General features: G+C 73.4%; 5 protein-coding genes. 2 read left to right on the top strand and 3 right to left on the bottom strand.

Annotated features, from left to right (window positions below; genetic code table 11):
- Positions 1 to 67 precede the first annotated feature (67 nt).
- The gene (locus FDZ70_08730) at positions 68 to 424 is read right to left on the bottom strand and encodes a hypothetical protein (protein ID TLM72023.1); all 357 of its coding nucleotides are present in this window, start codon (positions 422 to 424) and stop codon (positions 68 to 70) included.
- 287 nt (positions 425 to 711) lie between these two features.
- Here FDZ70_08730 and FDZ70_08725 point away from each other — a divergent pair, with 287 nt between their 5' ends.
- Positions 712 to 1158 carry a peptidylprolyl isomerase gene (locus FDZ70_08725; protein TLM72022.1) on the top strand — a complete coding sequence of 149 codons (447 nt, stop codon included), beginning with the start codon at positions 712 to 714 and terminating at the stop codon, positions 1156 to 1158.
- A 25-nt stretch (positions 1159 to 1183) separates the two neighbouring features.
- Here the strand turns inward: FDZ70_08725 and FDZ70_08720 are convergent, their stop codons facing one another.
- Positions 1184 to 1900, bottom strand: coding sequence for an FAD-dependent oxidoreductase (locus FDZ70_08720; protein TLM72021.1), 717 nt, complete (start codon positions 1898 to 1900; stop codon positions 1184 to 1186).
- A gap of 133 nt (positions 1901 to 2033) precedes the next feature.
- Positions 2034 to 2546, bottom strand: coding sequence for a hypothetical protein (locus FDZ70_08715; GenBank protein ID TLM72020.1), 513 nt, complete (start codon positions 2544 to 2546; stop codon positions 2034 to 2036).
- 89 nt (positions 2547 to 2635) lie between these two features.
- Between FDZ70_08715 and FDZ70_08710 the strand changes: the two genes are divergently transcribed.
- On the top strand, positions 2636 to 2914 hold the full coding sequence (locus FDZ70_08710) for an acylphosphatase (GenBank protein ID TLM72019.1): 279 nt from the start codon (positions 2636 to 2638) through the stop codon (positions 2912 to 2914).
- Positions 2915 to 2953 lie beyond the last annotated feature (39 nt).

The following is a 2953-nucleotide window of genomic DNA, read 5'->3' as shown; positions in this document are numbered from 1 at the left end:
CGGTCCCTCGGCGCACGAAGAAGGCCCCCGTCAGGGGCCTCGCGGAGGGTCGGAGTGCTCGCGCGCGCTACTGGGGGTTGTGGGGGTTGATCTTGTGCAGCACCAGCGCGATGAGCGCGAGCCGGCGGCCGCGCTCCTGGCACGCCTCGCAGAACTTGCCGATGGTGTCGCGCATCTCGGCATCGGGCCGGTACCGGATGAGCCCGCCGGCGCACTGGAGGATCCGGCTGTCGCACAGCGCGTCGATCTCCGGCGCGAGCTCCTCGGGGCGGCGCCCGAGACGCGTCGCCAGGCCCTCCGCATCGAGGACCGCCTCCGGGTTGCGGTGGAAGAACACGAGGATGTCCCACGTCAGCAACGAGTTGACGTAGCGCTCCACGAACTTCATCACCGAGGGCCCGAGGACTCCCTCAAGGTCGTACATCGTGCCTCCTGACCGGCCGCGCCGCACACCCCCGGCGGCACCCGGCTCCACGCGTACTATCGGCTCGCGCGCACCGTGCGGTTTAGTGCGACAATCGCGAGAATGACGACGGGTGGTGCGAGCGGTTCCCTGCGAACGATGAGCGGCAGCCGAACGAGCCTTTGCACGATCCGGTGCACGCCATTTGTGACCGGCATCACGTTCGCGCGCGCAGGCGGTACGGTGGCAGTGTAGTCTACGCGAGGGGTGCGCGTCGCGCACGACTTGCGCGAGGAGCGGAGAGCGGCATGGGCGCAACGAGCGGCGACACGGTCCGCGTGCACTACCGGGGCACGCTCGACGACGGCAGCGAGTTCGACTCGAGCGCCGGGCGAGAGCCCCTCGAGTTCACCGTCGGCGCCGGTCAGGTGATCCGCGGGTTCGATGCGGCGGTCACCGGCCTCGAGCCGGGCGACAGCGTCACGGTCACCGTCCCCGTGGACGAGGCGTATGGGCAGCACAACCCCGACTGGCAGGTGCGCGTGCCCACCGAGCGCGTGAGCCGTTTCGACGAAGGGGGCGTGCGGTCCGCGCCCGAGGTCGGCGACCAGGTCACCGTCATGACGCCGCAGGGCCCGTCGCGCGCGACGGTCGCTGCCATCGAGGCCGACGAGACCGTGCTGGACTTCAACCATCCCCTCGCGGGCAAGGCGCTGACGTTCGAGATCGAGCTCGTGGAGATCGTCGGCGGATAGCGGGACGCGCGCGGCCGCGCGCGCGTCAGCGGTAGCCGGCGAAGCGCTCGACGGTGAGCCGCTCGGGCGGGACGCCGAGGTCGGTCAGGACGCGGTCCATCGCCTCGATCATCGCCGGCGGCCCGGTGACGACCGTGTGGCGCTCGGCGAAGTCCGGCACGCGCTCGCGCACGAGGTCCGCTGTGATGAACCCGGTGTCGCCGCCCCAGCCGGACGCCGGCGCCGAGAGCACGTGCACGAAGCGCAGGCGCGGGTCGGCCTCGGCGAGCGCGGCGAACTCCTCGCCGAACGGGATGTTGCCCTGGTCGGAGTTGCCGTACACCGTCACGACATCCAGCCCGCTGCCGGTGGCCGCCGCGTCGCGGAGCACGCTGCGCGCGGGCGTGACGCCGACGCCGCCGACGAGGAAGAGCGCCTTCGCCGCGCCGGGCGGGACGACGCGCCGGCCGAGCGGCTCAGAGACCGCCGCGGCGTCGCCGGGCGCCATCGCCGCCAGCGCGTCCTTGAACGCCGAGCCGGTCAGGCGGGTGCCGATCTGCAGGAGCGGGTCCGACGGGGCGCTCGCGATGGTGAACGGCTTTGCCTGCGCTCCCTCGGCGGTCTCCAGTTCGAGCATCACGTACTGGCCGGGCTCGAAGTCGAAGCCGGCCGGGCGCTCGAACGACGCGAGCAGGGTGCCGGGCGCCGTGAACTGCGCGTCGAGCAGGCGGGTCGCGTGCATCACTCTAGCCATGCGGCTCATCCTTCTCGCTGCGTGGCGTGCTCTTGCGGGAACCTCCACCGATGCGCGGGGAGACACCCTCGGAAGGACCGTGCCGTGCGCAGGATACCGCTCGCAGCGCTCGTCGCCCTCGGCGAATGACGCCGCGCGACGGCTACTCCATCACCGTGAGAGTGACCGACGCGCGCGTGCCCGCGGCCTGCGCCTCGAACGTGGCCGCACCCTGCTCGGCCTGCCCGCCGCGCGTGAAGGCGAACGTCGCCCCAGCCTCGTCGACGGTCACCGGCTCGACGCCGTAGCCGGCGCCCGCGAGCGCAGCGGCGTACGCCTCGGCGGCGTCCCCGGGCGCCGCGGCCGTGTCGATCGCGACCGTGAAGGACACGCCCTCCTCGGCATCCACCGTCTCGGAGAGCACGACGTCGCCCGCGGGCAGCGGGAAGCCCGCGGGCATCCCGGCCGGGGCGACCGACGACACCACCGAGGCGGGCTCCGCGGCCTCGGGCTCGTCGGCCGGATCGGCCGGCGTCGTCGCGGGCGCGGCGGCCCCCGGCTCGCCCACGGCCCGCGTGTCGCCCGGCAGGCGCGTCGCGGGGCGGCCACAGCCGGCAAGCGCGACGACGACGGCGAGCAGCCCGGCAACGAGCGCGATCCGAGTATCTCGAGTCACGAGCGACCTTCCTTCCGGCGGGGCCCGGTGGGCGCGCGGGGCGCCGAGTGCGAAGATACCCGACGCAAGCAGGCGACGGGAGGGATGGCATGGCCGAGCTGGCGCGGACGCGGGTCGTGGTCACCGGCATCGTGCAGGGCGTGTTCTTCCGGGCGGCCACCGCAGAGACGGCCCGCGGGCTCGGCCTGGCCGGCTGGGTGCGCAACCTGCCGGACGGCGGCGTGGAGGCGGTCTTCGAGGGTCCGCGCGGCGCAGTCGCCTCGGCTGTGGCGTGGTGTCGCACGGGGCCGCCGCGAGCAGTGGTCGAGCGCGTCGAGGCGCTCGACGAGGAACCCGAGAGGTTGACCGGGTTCGGCGTGCGGTACTGAGATCCGAGGGGTCGCCAAGCGACGCTACCTGAACTGCAC

The organism is Actinomycetota bacterium (assembly GCA_005774595.1).
GTDB lineage: Bacteria > Actinomycetota > Coriobacteriia > Anaerosomatales > D1FN1-002 > D1FN1-002.
The sequence above is the reverse complement of the archived record's forward strand: the minus strand, read 5'-3'. Positions and strand labels throughout refer to the sequence as shown.

Excerpts from the sequence above, each read along its gene's own strand:
- FDZ70_08730 (TLM72023.1), bottom strand. The coding sequence starts at position 424 with ATGTACGACCTTGAGGGAGTCCTCGGGCCCTCGGTGATGAAGTTCGTG.
- FDZ70_08725 (TLM72022.1), top strand. The coding sequence starts at position 712 with ATGGGCGCAACGAGCGGCGACACGGTCCGCGTGCACTACCGGGGCACG.
- FDZ70_08720 (TLM72021.1), bottom strand. The coding sequence starts at position 1,900 with ATGAGCCGCATGGCTAGAGTGATGCACGCGACCCGCCTGCTCGACGCG.
- FDZ70_08710 (TLM72019.1), top strand. The coding sequence starts at position 2,636 with ATGGCCGAGCTGGCGCGGACGCGGGTCGTGGTCACCGGCATCGTGCAG.